This is a genomic window from Psychroserpens sp. SPM9 (assembly GCF_025153525.1).
Taxonomy (GTDB): Bacteria; Bacteroidota; Bacteroidia; order Flavobacteriales; family Flavobacteriaceae; genus Psychroserpens.
This window is the reverse complement of sequence record NZ_JANZNR010000001.1, coordinates 418658-431699: the sequence shown is the minus strand read 5'-3', so window position 1 is coordinate 431699 and position 13042 is coordinate 418658. Positions and strand designations below refer to the sequence as shown.

Genomic DNA, 13042 nt, shown 5'->3' with positions numbered 1-13042 from the left:
ATGATTTTTAGACTCCTTTTTTTATGTTGTATCCTCTCATCATGTGCTGCTCAGCAAGCGAAAATTAACGGTGTAAGTTTTGTGGCTTCTCGTGATGCTGTTTCCGAAGTGCATACCAATCCTGTCGTTCAGGTAGGCGCTAATTATGCTGCAATTATGCCTTTTGGCTTTGTTAAAAGTATAGATCATCCCGAAATTGTTCATAATACCAATCGCCAATGGTTTGGTGAAACGCGATCTGGAGGTAAACAGTACATTGAAGAGCTCAGAAAAAAACAGATTAAAATCATGGTGAAACCCCAAATTTGGATTCGACATGGGGAATTTACAGGTTTTATAAAAATGACTAGTGAAGCCGATTGGAAAGCATTTGAGGATTCCTATTCGAGTTTTATTTTAGAATATGCCGAATTAGCTCAGGAAACCAAGGCCGAAATTTTATGTATTGGAACCGAATTAGAAAACTTCATTAAAGAGCGTCCCGATTACTGGCATAATCTCATTAAAAAAATAAAAACTGTTTATAAAGGAAAATTAACTTATGCCGCCAATTGGGACGAATTTAAACGCACGCCATTTTGGAGCGCTGTCGATTTTATTGGTGTTGACGCCTACTTTCCTGTAAGTGATAAACAAACGCCAAGTGTTGCAGATTGTAAAGCCGGATGGAAAGTTCATAAAGCCATCATTAAATCCCTTTCAGAAAAACATAACAAACCCATTTTGTTCACCGAATATGGCTATCGTAGTATGGATTTTACAGGAAAAGAACCTTGGGTTAGTGACCACAAAATTGAATCTTTAAATTTTGAAGGCCAAGCCAATGCTACACAAGCTTTATTTGAAGAATTCTGGAATGAAGACTGGTTTGCTGGAGGCTTTGTTTGGAAATGGTTTCACGCTCATGATAGGGTTGGTGGTGAAAATGACAACCAATTTACGCCGCAAAATAAACCTGCAGAGACGGTTATTCAATCCTTTTATTCAAGACAGTAAATTTCATTACTTTTTACGTAAGGAAATACAATGTGACCGACCAATTACCGTAATAATCAGTCACATGAAACAACTTATCACTGTCGCACTTCTGTGCCTCACTTTTGCTCACGCCCAAGAATATAAAGTAGCCGATTTAAAAGTACAAGGGAATAAAAAACTTAAAACTGCTTTTGTAAAAAAAATATCAAATATAAAGGCAGGCGTTGTTCTCGACTCTTCAGTTATTGAAGCCGATATCAAACTCCTTAAACGACTGCCATCAATTGCACATGCATATTATCAGGTCTTTCCAGCAGGAGACAATAGCTACAATGTGTTTTATAATATAGAAGAAAATTTTACCATTATTCCTTCAGCGAATGTATATACAACTAATGATGACGAATTTGCCTATCGTTTAGGCTTGTATGAGTTTAATCTTTTTGGTCAAAATATGACCTTTGGAGGATTTTACCAGAAAGATATTTACAGTTCCTATGCCTTAAATTTTAGAGCGCCATACTTGTTTTCAAGACAATTAGGTCTGGCAGTTAATTATCAGGATTTAACTACTCAAGAACCAGTGTTTTTTGATAATACAACTGCAGATTATAAATATAATAATAACTCTACCGAAGTACTGGCTTTATTTCAGCTTAATTTTAATAATCGCTTTGAGTTAGGTGTTAATTATTTTACCGAAGATTACGAATACAAATTTGGAGCGACTAGTCCAGACGTACCACAACAATTACGCGTTCATAAATTATTGTATAAACTGATCTACGAATACAATTCTTTAGATTACGATTTTCAATATGTAGAAGGCTTTAGAAGCATCTTTAATTTTCAATATGTCACATCCAGAAATGAAGACCAATTACCCGATTTTTTAATAGGATGGAATGACTTTCAGTATTTTAAACGCTTCGGAACGAAAGGTAATTGGGCCAACCGTTTGCGATTAGGAGTTGCTACAAATAACGACACGCCATTTGCACCATTTTCCGTAGATAATAATTTAAATATACGAGGTGTTGGTAATACCATCGATCGTGGTACTGCTGCGATCGTATTAAATACCGAATACCGTCAAACTTTATACGAAAAAGGATGGTTCTCATTACAAGGCAATGCCTTTATTGATGCCGGAAGCTGGCGAAATCCAGGCGGTGATTTTGGTGATTTTAGCGAATCCCAAAACATTCGCGTGTATCCTGGTATCGGACTCCGGTTTATTCATAAAAGAATCTTTAATGCCATTTTTAGAATCGATTACGGAATAGGAATTACAGATAGTTCTACCCAAGGATTGGTGTTTGGCATTGGTCAGTACTTTTAATGAGACCCAAAACAAACGAGAGCTTCGCTCGAAGTTTGTTTTGCCGGTCGAATTAAATCCCGTTGAAGAACGGGATCAAATCACATTAAGTATTTTGTTCAATTACAGCAACTTCATGCATGTGTGAGAGCTTCGCTCGAAGTTTGTTTTGCTGGTCGAATTAAATCCCGTTGAAGAACGGGATAATCATATTAATTATTTTGTTCAATTACAGCAGCTTTATGCATGTATAAGAGTTTCGCTTGAAGTTTGTTTTACTCGTAAATATCTTTTTGATCAATCTCATCTCTTTTAAAATCGCTACATTTGTGTTCATAGTACACAAAATAAAATGGCCTTACAACAAGAAATCAAAGTGGCAGTCGATGCCGTTGTTTTTGGTTACGAATCTAAAGGAAACTTATCGGTTTTATTAATCAAAAGAGGTGTAGAACCTTACAAGAATATCTGGGCTTTACCAGGCGGTTTGGTGCTGGAAAATGAAGCATTAGAAACTGCTGTAAAACGCGAGTTAAAGGAAGAAACAGGTGTCACCATAGATTACTTAGAACAGTTGTATACCTTTGGAAAGCCAAAACGTGACCCCAGAAACCGAGTAATTTCTGTGAGTTATTTTGGCTTAGTGCGTCCCAACCATTTTAAAATCAAAGCCGATACCGATGCCGATGAAGCCCAATGGTTTCCTGTAAATGACTTACCAAAACTGGCCTTTGATCATAATATCATTTTTCAAACAGCAGAAAAACGCCTCAAAAGTAAATTATTATATCAGCCTATTGGGTTTGACTTACTGAGTAAAGAATTTCCGTTTTCAGATTTAGAACATTTGTACACTACTATTTTAGGTCAAGACATCGACCGTCGTAATTTCAGAAAAAAAATTATGAGCTTCGGCTTTGTAGAAGCAACCGATAAAATTCAACAGGTAGGAAGCGGAAGACCTGCAAAACTCTTCAAGTTTAATAAGCAAAAATATGATGCGTTATTAGACGACGGATTTTATTTCGATATTAAGTTTGTGTAAATATTACGCAAAATATTTTGTCAATACATTTATTCGATTTACATTTGTGTAAAATTAACGCAAATGATTTTAAATTTAGACCCTTCGTTTCAGCCTTTAGGACAAGAGCACACGATTCAGTTTGAAAGTTTTACCTTTTCAGGAGGTGAGCCACATATCAAAATCCTTTCCAATTTAAATGGTATTGATGAGGTTTCAGTAACTACAAGAATCCAGTCATTTAATGATTTGGGATTATTAGTAATTGCTGTTGATGCTTTACGCAGAATGGCTATCAAACGCATTCATTTGTTGTTGCCATATATGCCAGCTGCACGTCAGGATCGTGTTATGATTCCAGGAGAAAGTTTGTCGGTTAAGGTGTATGCTGATATGATTAATGGCCTGAATTTAGAATCGGTTACCATTTTTGATCCGCATTCTGAAGTCGCACCAGCTTTACTCAACAATTGTAAAGTGATTTCAAATTATAAGTTTATTGAGCAGGTGATAAAAGATATTAATTCTGAAGTTATTCTCATTTCACCAGATGGAGGTGCTTTAAAAAAGATTTATAAGGTGTCTGAATTTTTAGGCGGTTTACCTGTTGTCGAATGTTCTAAAAAACGCAATGTCAAAAACGGAAAACTTGAAGGCTTTAAAGTTTATGAAGATGATCTCTTCGGAAAAGATTGTCTTATCGTTGATGATATTTGTGATGGCGGCGGAACATTTATCGGTTTAGCTGAAGAACTCAAAACGAAAAATGCGGGTCGTTTATATCTGGCAGTAAGTCATGGTATTTTTAATAAAGGCGTTAGCGTGTTAAATCAACATTTCACTACCATGTATACGACCGATAGTTTTAAAGATTTACAAGAAGATGGTATTGTGCAGATAACATTAAAAGAATTATTACAATGAAACTCAAAATAAAACCTTATATAAAACAACTAAAAGATTGGCCGCAAACAGGTCATCATATCATGGCGCAATACAATGATAAAGAAATTGTTGTATACCAATCCTATAGGCCAGAAATAGGGAGCTTTGCAGTGCAACATCAATGTTTTGGAGGTGCGTTTAGTCTTAATCGTATGACATGGATCAAACCTAATTTTTTATGGATGATGTATAGAAATGGTTGGGGACAAAAAGAAGGACAAGAAGTTGTTTTAGCGATACATTTAAAAAGAGAAGCTTTTGAACGTTACTTAAAACAAGCCGTTTATTCTAGTTTTCAAAAAGACATATACAAAACAAAAGAAGCCTGGCAAGAACAGGTGAAAAACTCATCTATACGATTACAATGGGATCCGGATCATGATCCGTATGGAGCAAAACTTGAGCGAAGAGCAATACAAATAGGAATTCGAGGAGCGGAAGTTAAAGCCTATGCAAATGATGATATTTTAGAAATAGAAGATATTTCAGGTTTTGTAAAAGAGCAGTATCAATTTGTTTTAAACAATCAACTTGATCACTTGTTGGTTCCTGAAGAACATCCATTTGTACTAACCGATGATAATTTGAAACGACGATTACGATTGCAATGACCGACAAAGACAAAAAACATATAAGTAAATTTTTGAGTCTGGTGTTAAGGCATCGACCAGAATATATTGACTTACAGTTAAATGCTAACGGTTGGGCTAATATTGATGAATTAATCGAAAAAGCGCGAACGAGACATATGAATTTTTCTTCGGAAGAATTAGCCGAAGTCGTAGCAACCAATGATAAACAACGTTTTGCATTTAATGATGATAAATCAATGATTAGAGCAAGTCAAGGTCATTCGGTTAAGACTGTAGATCTACAATTAGAAGCCATAAAACCACCTGAATTTTTATACCATGGTACTGTAGAAAAATTTATAAGTTCAATTCAACAAACAGGATTACAAAAACGAAGTAGGCAACATGTCCATTTATCTGAAGATTTAGAAACGGCTACTAAAGTCGGAAGTCGGCGAGGTAATGCCATTATTTTAAAAATAGCGTCAGGCGAGATGCATAAGAAAGGATTTGCGTTTTTTTGTTCAGAAAATAACGTATGGCTTACCAATCATGTGCCTGTTGCATTTATAGAATTTAAGTAAAATGAAAAAGATAGATCTACATCCGCAAATATTTACAGTTGATGATTTCTTGTCAGTTGAGGCATGTTCAAATTATATTGAAAAAGCTGAATTGCAAAATTTCGAAGAAGCTAAAGTCAATATGCAAGGCAATCAGGTCATGAATAAAATGGTTCGGAATAACGACAGATTGCTCTTTTTCGATACAAATTTGGCTGAAGATTTATGGTTAAAACTAAAACCCTTTGTACCAGAATCTATTGGTTCTAGTGTTGCTATCGGACTCAATGAAATGTTCAGGATTTACCGATACGAAGCGGGTCAACGTTTTAAAATGCATCGTGATGGAAGTTACGAACGAAACGACACCGAGTTTAGTATTCTATCCTTTTTAATATACTTGAATGATGATTTTGAAGGTGGAGAAACAGAATTCAGAAAGATCGCAACAGTCAAACCAAAAACAGGAATGGCATTAGTATTTCATCATCCTGTACGTCACGAAGGAAAAGAAATAATTTCAGGAATAAAATATGTATTACGAACCGATGTTATGTATAAATTAGACACATGAAAAGAACACTAGCCATAGGCGATATTCATGGCGGATTAAAAGCCTTAAAACAACTGCTTGAACGACTGCAACTTACCAAAGATGATGAACTCATTTTTATGGGCGATTATGTAGATGGTTGGAGCGAATCTGCTCAAGTCATTCAGTATATCATCGAACTTTCAAAGACCAACGATTGTGTTTTTATCAAAGGCAATCACGATGTGTGGTGTGAGCAATGGTTACGCACTGGCGATATCAATGGTGTTTGGTTTAATCATGGCGGTAAAGAGACGATAGAAAGTTATGCAACCTTTTCCGAAGCCGATAAAAAACAACATTTGTACTTTTTTGAGGATATGGATTTGTACCATATAGATGCTCAAAACCGATTATTCCTTCACGCAGGATTTACATCGATGCATGGTGTAGAACGTGAAGTGCATAAAGAGAATTTTTATTTTGACCGTACGCTTTGGGAAATGGCTTTAACGATGGATAAGCGCATTGAAAAGCATTCTGAATTGTATCCAAACCGATTAAAACATTACCATGAAATCTATATTGGCCACACACCAACTATTAATTTCAATCAAGATCAACCTATGAATGCAATTAATGTGTGGAATGTCGATACTGGCGCTGCATTTACAGGAAAATTGTCGGCATTAGATTTAGAGACAAAAACTGTATTTCAAAGTGATGCTGTGATGTCATTCTATCCTGAAGAAACAGGACGAAATAGCAAAACCTATAATGAATTAAAGACCAACTAAAACCATTCCGAAGTTTCGGAACTACTACTGTAGAAATTATAAAAAACCTATGAACCCACTCCTATATACCGACGGTTACAAAGTTGACCACAGAAGACAATATCCTGAAGGCACAACACTTGTGTATTCTAACTGGACACCACGAAAAAGCCGTATCGAAGGCGTTGACGAAGTGGTGTTTTTCGGATTGCAATACTTCATCAAAAAATACATGATAGAAGATTTTAATACCAACTTCTTCAACCAGCCCAAAGCCGAAATTTGTAAACGCTACACCAGACGCATCAATAATTATTTAGGTCCGAATCAAGTTGGGATTTCTCATATCGAAGCACTTCACGATTTAGGCTATTTGCCAATGGTGATCAAAGCCTTACCCGAAGGCGCTCAAGTACCTATTCGTGTGCCAATGGTAACGATGTACAACACCAAAGCCGAGTTTTTCTGGCTCACAAATTATTTTGAAACGCTATTGTCAACCACACTTTGGATGCCTTGTAATTCGGCAACCATCGCTAAACAATACCGAAAAATTTTAGATGCTTATGCTAATGAAACGTCATCAATTCCAGAGTTTGTCGATTGGCAAGGTCACGATTTTTCAATGCGTGGTATGGCAGGTTTAGAAGCCGCTATGCTTTCTGCTGCTGGTCATTTATTGAGTTTTACAGGAACCGATACAATTCCTACGATCGATTTTCTGGAAACCTATTATAATGCTAATTCGGATACCGAATTGGTAGGCGGTTCTGTCGCTGCAACCGAACATTCTGTAATGTGTATGGGAACTAATTCTGGCGAAGAAGAAACCTTCAAGCGTTTAATTACTGAAGTCTATCCTCACGGCATTGTTTCGATTGTTTCTGATACTTGGGACCTCTGGAAAGTACTCACAGAATACCTTCCGAATTTAAAAAATGAAGTCTTAGCGCGTGACGGAAAAGTAGTAATCAGACCAGATTCTGGTGATCCTGTGGATATTATTTGTGGAAATAAACACGGAACAACTTCCGAAGAGAAAAAAGGGGTTATCGAGCTCCTTTGGGATATTTTTGGTGGTACCACAAATGCTAAAGGTTATAAAGAACTCGACTCACATATTGGTGCTATTTATGGCGATAGTATCACTTTAGAAAGAGCGACTCAAATTTGTGAACGCCTGAAAGAAAAAGGCTTCGCGTCGACCAATGTGGTTTTAGGTATTGGGTCTTTTACCTATCAATATAATACGCGAGATACTTTTGGGTTTGCGATGAAAGCAACTTATGGCGAAGTGAATGGTGAAGGTCGCGAAATTTATAAAGATCCGATTACTGATGACGGCACAAAAAAATCGGCTAAAGGCTTAATTAAGATTGAAAAACGCGATGGAAGTTATCAGCTCAAAGATCAGGTGTCCTGGGAAGAAGAGCAACGTGGTGCGTTAAAAGAAGTCTTTCGTGATGGGCAATTAGTGATTGATGAAGATTTGAAGCATATTAGACAGCGTATAAAATCTTAAATCTAATATTATGCTTTCGGAAGATGACCAAGAAATTTGACCATAATAGAGATTTTTGCAGTGTTAGTTTTTAGCAAATATGCTTTTTATAATACACAAATAAATCATCAGCCGAAGCACCAAACCATTTCTTGACATAAATAGTCCAGAAGTGGTATTGGAGTTTCCAAATACCATGTTTGCGATACAAACGTGCCGAAGTTTTTAGTTGTTTGTTGATGACCACAAATTGCTGTCGGGCATAAAGCTCGTTAATTAGCATATTGTCTTCGTAAATGATAAAACGTTCATCATAGCCACCAATCTCATCAAATAATTCTCGAGTGATAAACTGACTTTGATCACCACCACGACAGGCTCTCCAGCTAAATTGAGTGAGCCAGCTAGCGAGTCGCAACCACCAATGATTGCTATCAAATTTTAGACGAAAACAGCCCGCTTGATGTCCTTTTTTTACTTCGTCAATAATGAGTTGATCGTAGCGATTTGGCGGAAAAGAATCGGCATGCAGAAAATACAAAATGCGTCCTGTTGCATGTTTGGCACCAAAATTCATTTGTTTGGCGCGACCTTTTGGCGCATGTAATAATTTGATTTTTAAACCGCTGTTTTTAACAAGAGCTTGAGACCCATCAGTACTACCACCATCAACAACAATAATTTCTGAAATATGATCTAAAGACGCATGGTCGATCAAATGAAAAAGTAAATTTTCAATAGTTTCAGCTTCATTTAAAATGGGAATAATAATACTTATCATATAAATCTATACGAAAAAAATGGAGGCTTAGTTTTGTTCATTCAAATTCCAGTCGTAATCGATATAATCGATTTTGGCATCTGCTGAAATTTTAGTCTCAGCATATTGATTGATATAATCAATTAACGAACCATTTTCAGTAAAATCACTTTTATACCATTTAAAGATTTCGGATAATTTGAGTTGCGTTGCCGATAGTTTATTTTTTTCAGAATTATTGATAAATTCCTTAGTCGCACGTTCCATCAACTCTTGCACATTATCGGCAGTGTAGGCGGTGTTTAGTAATTTCGGACAAGAATAAGAGGCGCAATTGATAGCAAAATGAATTCTTGGTTCGTTCATTTTCCGAAGAATACCGTTTTCAATATCTGCTAAAGAGTAGTCCTCATCTCCAATTTTAAGTCGGTTTTTCATCCACGGATTACCAATATCTTTGATGCTTTTTGTAGGATAGTTATCAATAATTAACTTAATCGTATTCGCGTTATACACATTAATAAAATAGGCTAATTGCTCATTTAAATTCCAGTTTTTTTCAGGAACTTTTGAGGCTAAATAGTTGATGTATTCATCTAATTTTTGAGCATCACTTTTAAAACCTTTATAATCAACATCACCATTTTTAGCTACGTATTTTTTTAACAAAGCATCCCAGGACGAATGATCTAATAGAGCTTCAGTAGTTGAAGTGTTAGATGTTGAATTGATGTTTGTAGTCGTTGGCGCTTTAACTTCTTTAATAGGAAGTCCTTTAGCCGAAAAACAACTGTAAGCGCTCACTGAAAGTAATACCACAAGTAAATATTTCATTTTATAAGGTTTTCAATTATAAACACTTACGTAAACCTTTAATTTTTGGTTTTAAGCGGATATAATTCTTGGTGTAAAAAATCCTTTGGGAAGTGTTCGTCACCTTCAAAACCTAATTCGATGTCTCTTCCGTTATGCGGTACATAACTGGTTTTAAAAATGTAATCCCAAAGACTTAATGTTAGTCCGTAATTTACACCAAACCTAACATGAGATGGAAGTTCTTTTGCATGATGCCAGATATGCATCTTGGGATTATTAAATATGTATTTCAATATTCCGTAGTCCCAGCCTAGGTTAGCATGGTTAAGATGTCCAATAGCAATAGCGAAGAAATATACAATCGCCACATCTTGAGCATCAAATCCGCCTATGATGGCAATCGGAATGTATAATAGTGATTTATAAACTACAGGTTCCATCCAATGGTAACGTAAATGCGCTGCAAAACCCATTTCTTTGACGCTGTGATGTACTTTGTGAAAATTCCACAACCAAGGCACGCGATGTAACAAACGATGGGTGTTCCATTGTACAAAATCGGAAACCAAAAAGAAAATAAGGAGTCCGAGCCATTTAGGTAAATTGTCCACATCGAATAATTGAAAACTTGATATGGAAAGGCCAATAAGTCCGAGGCCATCATTCAAAAGCGCAGCAGCAGTATTTGATAATGCGATGAATACAATTAAATTCAGAAGAAAAAAATTGAAGAACATATAAAAGGTATCCAGCCAAAAATCTTTTCTAAATAAACTTTGATTTTTTCGCCAGGGAAATAAGATTTCAAGCAACCAGACAAGGAGTGAAATTGCAATAAGACCATAAAAATAGTTATCCCAATGGTTTTGAAGAAGAATCTCGTTTTTGAGATAATTCCAATACCCAGAATACGAATTTTTTATAATGTCGATATACTTTTCCATAGGCATTAAAGATACATTTTTAAAAAAAATTATCAGGCTCATGTAACCTTTTTGTAAATTATAGGTCTTCATGCTAAATAACCAACAACTAGAATTGAAAAAACTAACCGACGAAGAGTTAATGCTCGATGTATCTCGAGGTAATTTGGATGCTATGGCTCATATTTTTGAGCGCTATAACAAGCGGTTGTACAATTTCTATTTTCAGATGATTAGGGATAAAGCGATTTGTGAAGATATGACGCAAACCGTGTTTTACAAAGTGATACGTTATCGAACCTCTTATAAAGGCGGACAATTTGTATCGTGGATTTTCAAGATTGCTAGAAATGTGTTTTCAGACCAGTATCAAAAATCAAAGAAAACCTCAAATAACGAAAATCTTGAACGTGTTGTTAGTACAAGTACAGAGAATAAAATAGACCGAAATGATGATTTAGCACATTTGCAAAATGCTTTAAACACTCTAAGTATTGAAGAACGAGAACTTATTGTTTTAAACCGAATACAAGGTATAAAATATGCTAAAATAGCCGATATCGTAGGAAGTAGCGAAGGAGCAGTTAAAGTCAAAGTACATCGCATTATAAAAAAATTAAAAACCGTTTATCTAGAAACCATATAACCATGGATTGTAAACATATTGAACATCAAATTGTAGATTATATTGACCGACAGTTATCTGCGGAAGATATGCTAATCATTGAGCAGCACATCGCCTCATGTAGACATTGCAAAGCTGTTTATGATGACACAAAAGCACTTTTTTCAGCATTTGAAAATGTGCCAGAAGCCTCACCAAGCGATGATTTAAGAACAGGGTTTTACAACTTATTAGAGGAAGAGAAACAACTGCTTAACGTTAAGGTTGTGTCACTTTCAAAGCCAGACAAAACAGTCCCTTGGAAACAAGCCTTTCAAGTGGCAGCTTCAATTGTATTGCTGTTAGGAGGCTACTTTTTAGGAAGCTATAATTCTGAACAAACAGCTCATCAGGAAATTTCAGAATTGCAACAAGAAACTATGAAACTGCGTGAAGGGATGATGTTGGCAATGATTGAAAACCAGTCGCCTAGTAAACGTATTCAAGCGGTTAACTTTACTGAAAGTTTTGCAAAACCCGATATCAAAATTTTAGAAGCTTTAATAGAACGTATGCAATACGACGGAAACATGAATGTGCGACTCGCTGCAGCAGAAGCATTATCAGAATTTCCAAAATCAACGTTAGTAAAAGAAGCGTTTATTGAAGCCCTATCCACCCAGAAAGATCCAAGTTTACAAATTGCAATTATTCAATTTTTGGTAAAAATCCAGGAGAAACGCGCGATTGCTCCTATGCAACAATTATTAGAGCATGAGGATACACCAGACTTTGTGAAAGCGCAGGTGAATAGTGGTATTTCTGAAATTATTTAATAGATCAATTCAAAAAAATCAAAACAATGAAACAAATAAAACGAACAGGAATTATACTAAATTTTATAGCGCTATTATGCTTTATGAGCTCTAAGGCTCAAGACGATTACACAAAGAGTCTAAACGGTGTCACTAAAGTACATATTGAGACAGGGACTTATGTAAAAATTATTGCAGGAACAACTAATGAGTTGAAGCTCACAAAATATGTGTATGATAACGACGACCACGATCATGATAATTGCGACCATGAACATCATGTGGAGTGTGATGATTGTGAGCATAATAATAAGGACGATCGCTCTAAAGGTTTAAAAGCGGTGTATTCAGGAGGTGTTGATAATACAGGGTTTGGAATGATGATAGAGCAAGAAGGAGCGGTGTTACGTATCAAAGATTTAAAATCAAATTTTCAACGTAGAGGACTGCAAATTGTCCTGCCAAAAACCATGGATATCCATTTAGATTGTGGTAATCTAGGAAGTGCAATTATAAAAGGGTTTTCATCAGAAATCGAGGTTAACACAAATATTGGGCGAATCGTTCTTAAAGATGTAACCGGTCCAATTACTGCGCATACCAGTACAGGAACTATTGATGTCGATTTTTCTAGTGTTAGCCAGTCCTCACCAATTACTTTAAGCAGTTCAACAGGGATTGTCGATGTGTCGCTACCTTCAAATACAAAAGCCGATTTAGAATTACATTCAACCATGGGCACTATTTATACCGATTTTGAGCTGCAAAAACCATCTAAAGATGGCATGAAAGTGGTTGGAGCTACTCGGAAAATTGAAGCTAAACTCAATAATGGAGGCGTTAAAATTGTACTGCGCTCTTCTACTGGTAATGTCTATTTAAGAAAACAATAATCAATCAAAAATCACAATC

General features: G+C 35.9%; 15 protein-coding genes. 12 read left to right on the top strand and 3 right to left on the bottom strand.

The features are described from left to right. From N4270_RS01840 to N4270_RS01800, 9 genes are all read left to right on the top strand, one after another. Positions 1–996: a glycoside hydrolase TIM-barrel-like domain-containing protein gene (locus N4270_RS01840; RefSeq protein ID WP_260095088.1), complete on the top strand. Its 996-nt coding sequence runs from the start codon at positions 1–3 to the stop codon at positions 994–996. A 64-nt stretch (positions 997–1060) separates the two neighbouring features. Then, the gene (locus N4270_RS01835) at positions 1061–2320 is read left to right on the top strand and encodes a POTRA domain-containing protein (protein ID WP_260095087.1); all 1260 of its coding nucleotides are present in this window, start codon (positions 1061–1063) and stop codon (positions 2318–2320) included. 331 nt (positions 2321–2651) lie between these two features. Beyond that, positions 2652–3344 (top strand): NUDIX hydrolase, encoded by a 693-nt coding sequence (locus N4270_RS01830; RefSeq protein ID WP_260095086.1) that lies wholly within the window; start codon positions 2652–2654, stop codon positions 3342–3344. 63 nt (positions 3345–3407) lie between these two features. Continuing rightward, positions 3408–4247: a ribose-phosphate diphosphokinase gene (prs, locus tag N4270_RS01825; protein ID WP_260095085.1), complete on the top strand. Its 840-nt coding sequence runs from the start codon at positions 3408–3410 to the stop codon at positions 4245–4247. Next, positions 4244–4879, top strand: a complete 636-nt coding sequence (locus tag N4270_RS01820; protein ID WP_260095084.1) for a DUF4291 domain-containing protein — start codon at positions 4244–4246, stop codon at positions 4877–4879. Before prs ends, N4270_RS01820 begins: the two co-directional genes overlap by 4 nt. Then, the gene (locus tag N4270_RS01815) at positions 4876–5424 is read left to right on the top strand and encodes an RNA 2'-phosphotransferase (RefSeq protein ID WP_260095082.1); all 549 of its coding nucleotides are present in this window, start codon (positions 4876–4878) and stop codon (positions 5422–5424) included. The genes N4270_RS01820 and N4270_RS01815 overlap by 4 nt, the downstream gene beginning before the upstream one ends. Before the next feature lies 1 nt (position 5425). After that, positions 5426–5977 carry a 2OG-Fe(II) oxygenase gene (locus tag N4270_RS01810; protein WP_260095081.1) on the top strand — a complete coding sequence of 184 codons (552 nt, stop codon included), beginning with the start codon at positions 5426–5428 and terminating at the stop codon, positions 5975–5977. Next, positions 5974–6732, top strand: coding sequence for a metallophosphoesterase family protein (locus N4270_RS01805; protein ID WP_260095080.1), 759 nt, complete (start codon positions 5974–5976; stop codon positions 6730–6732). Before N4270_RS01810 ends, N4270_RS01805 begins: the two co-directional genes overlap by 4 nt. 49 nt (positions 6733–6781) lie before the next feature. Continuing rightward, positions 6782–8233, top strand: coding sequence for a nicotinate phosphoribosyltransferase (locus N4270_RS01800; protein ID WP_260095079.1), 1452 nt, complete (start codon positions 6782–6784; stop codon positions 8231–8233). A 70-nt stretch (positions 8234–8303) separates the two neighbouring features. On the opposite strand, the gene N4270_RS01795 is transcribed toward N4270_RS01800, so the two are convergent. Genes N4270_RS01795 through N4270_RS01785 form a run of 3 tightly spaced genes read right to left on the bottom strand, consistent with a single transcriptional unit; the run spans position 8304 to position 10732 of the window. Next, a complete protein-coding gene (locus N4270_RS01795; protein WP_260095078.1) occupies positions 8304–8993 on the bottom strand; it encodes a TIGR04283 family arsenosugar biosynthesis glycosyltransferase in 690 nt (229 codons plus the stop codon). A 27-nt stretch (positions 8994–9020) separates the two neighbouring features. Next, a complete protein-coding gene (locus N4270_RS01790) occupies positions 9021–9806 on the bottom strand; it encodes a DUF547 domain-containing protein (RefSeq protein WP_260095077.1) in 786 nt (261 codons plus the stop codon). A gap of 38 nt (positions 9807–9844) precedes the next feature. Next, the gene (locus N4270_RS01785) at positions 9845–10732 is read right to left on the bottom strand and encodes a sterol desaturase family protein (protein ID WP_260095554.1); all 888 of its coding nucleotides are present in this window, start codon (positions 10730–10732) and stop codon (positions 9845–9847) included. A gap of 94 nt (positions 10733–10826) precedes the next feature. On the opposite strand from N4270_RS01785, the gene N4270_RS01780 reads away from it, so the two are divergent. The 3 genes from N4270_RS01780 to N4270_RS01770 are packed head-to-tail and all read left to right on the top strand — an operon-like array spanning position 10827 to position 13023. Continuing rightward, positions 10827–11357, top strand: coding sequence for an RNA polymerase sigma factor (locus N4270_RS01780; protein WP_260095076.1), 531 nt, complete (start codon positions 10827–10829; stop codon positions 11355–11357). 2 nt (positions 11358–11359) lie between these two features. Then, a complete protein-coding gene (locus tag N4270_RS01775) occupies positions 11360–12151 on the top strand; it encodes a HEAT repeat domain-containing protein (protein ID WP_260095075.1) in 792 nt (263 codons plus the stop codon). A 26-nt stretch (positions 12152–12177) separates the two neighbouring features. Beyond that, positions 12178–13023 (top strand): DUF4097 domain-containing protein, encoded by an 846-nt coding sequence (locus tag N4270_RS01770; protein WP_260095074.1) that lies wholly within the window; start codon positions 12178–12180, stop codon positions 13021–13023. The last annotated feature ends 19 nt before the right edge of the window (positions 13024–13042 follow it).

Coding starts and splice junctions, on each gene's coding strand:
- N4270_RS01840 (WP_260095088.1), top strand. CDS start 1: ATGATTTTTAGACTCCTTTTTTTATGTTGTATCCTCTCATCATGTGCT.
- N4270_RS01835 (WP_260095087.1), top strand. CDS start 1,061: ATGAAACAACTTATCACTGTCGCACTTCTGTGCCTCACTTTTGCTCAC.
- N4270_RS01830 (WP_260095086.1), top strand. CDS start 2,652: ATGGCCTTACAACAAGAAATCAAAGTGGCAGTCGATGCCGTTGTTTTT.
- prs (WP_260095085.1), top strand. CDS start 3,408: ATGATTTTAAATTTAGACCCTTCGTTTCAGCCTTTAGGACAAGAGCAC.
- N4270_RS01820 (WP_260095084.1), top strand. CDS start 4,244: ATGAAACTCAAAATAAAACCTTATATAAAACAACTAAAAGATTGGCCG.
- N4270_RS01815 (WP_260095082.1), top strand. CDS start 4,876: ATGACCGACAAAGACAAAAAACATATAAGTAAATTTTTGAGTCTGGTG.
- N4270_RS01810 (WP_260095081.1), top strand. CDS start 5,426: ATGAAAAAGATAGATCTACATCCGCAAATATTTACAGTTGATGATTTC.
- N4270_RS01805 (WP_260095080.1), top strand. CDS start 5,974: ATGAAAAGAACACTAGCCATAGGCGATATTCATGGCGGATTAAAAGCC.
- N4270_RS01800 (WP_260095079.1), top strand. CDS start 6,782: ATGAACCCACTCCTATATACCGACGGTTACAAAGTTGACCACAGAAGA.
- N4270_RS01795 (WP_260095078.1), bottom strand. CDS start 8,993: ATGATAAGTATTATTATTCCCATTTTAAATGAAGCTGAAACTATTGAA.
- N4270_RS01790 (WP_260095077.1), bottom strand. CDS start 9,806: ATGAAATATTTACTTGTGGTATTACTTTCAGTGAGCGCTTACAGTTGT.
- N4270_RS01785 (WP_260095554.1), bottom strand. CDS start 10,732: ATGGAAAAGTATATCGACATTATAAAAAATTCGTATTCTGGGTATTGG.
- N4270_RS01775 (WP_260095075.1), top strand. CDS start 11,360: ATGGATTGTAAACATATTGAACATCAAATTGTAGATTATATTGACCGA.
- N4270_RS01770 (WP_260095074.1), top strand. CDS start 12,178: ATGAAACAAATAAAACGAACAGGAATTATACTAAATTTTATAGCGCTA.